This window comes from Marinobacter sp. C1S70, from assembly GCF_000475355.1.
GTDB lineage: Bacteria > Pseudomonadota > Gammaproteobacteria > Pseudomonadales > Oleiphilaceae > Marinobacter > Marinobacter nauticus.
Window position 1 is genome coordinate 1 of record NZ_AXBW01000088.1, and the last position, 877, is coordinate 877.

At 48.6% G+C, this 877-nt stretch carries 1 protein-coding gene; it reads right to left on the minus strand.

The window, feature by feature from the left end:
- Positions 1 to 363 precede the first annotated feature (363 nt).
- Positions 364 to 877: hypothetical protein (locus Q669_RS19670; RefSeq protein WP_160170572.1), on the minus strand; the 514-nt coding region annotated here is incomplete at its 5' end.

The following is an 877-nucleotide window of genomic DNA, read 5'->3' on the forward strand; positions in this document are numbered from 1 at the left end:
GGGGTAAGGCACAGAGCTTTCGCGGCATGAACGCCCGATTTATAAAGCACACCCCAGTCGCAGAAGGAGGGCTTCGCGGTCACGTGCCCGCTCGCCCCGGATGTACCACACCTCGTATCGGGTTCCTGTTCGTCGCCCCGCCGCTTTGGATTGGGCTTCCTTCAGACCCCACCTCGCGATGACGCCCTTGCCCTTCTCCTAGCCTTCGGCTCTGCGAACACCTGGCAGGAGGACTTTCACCTCCCTAGTTCTGTGCCATGCCCGGCACACACGCTGAAATAAGCGGCGGCCCGTCAGGGGCGTCCGGTGGAGGCCGCAGGCCGGAACGAACTTGATTGACTGGTTATATATTGATATCGCAATCTAGCCCTTAAAATCATGAATTTTATAGTCGGAATACATAAACCCAAAACTCGAACTATTGCCAATTAGCGTCACTTTATCTCCCATCCTCAGGCTATACCAATCGCTTTTTTCTAAGCCACATATACTATTATCAAAAGAAGACTTAAATTCTTTGGCATAAAATATGCCCTCACAAAAAACATACCCCCGGACATGGAATCTGCTTCTTTTCCTTTCAACTGTAACCTCAACCATGGCTGGCTCTGAGTAAAACAAATGTCCGAAAACTGGAAAACCTTTGTACACCGCCATCGTAGCAATCATCGGAATGCCGATTGTAAATGCAAATACCCCAAACCAAACACTGTTTTTCGCAATGAAGTGTTTACGAACTGAAGACCCGTCAGTAAAAAGCCGAGCTAAAGCCCAAACTGTTATTGGAATTGAAATAATCAACCCCACCCAAAGAAGTAGATCCGAAATCTCTCCTGAAACAACCATTTTGACTGGATAGTTGCGGTAGGAATGCCTC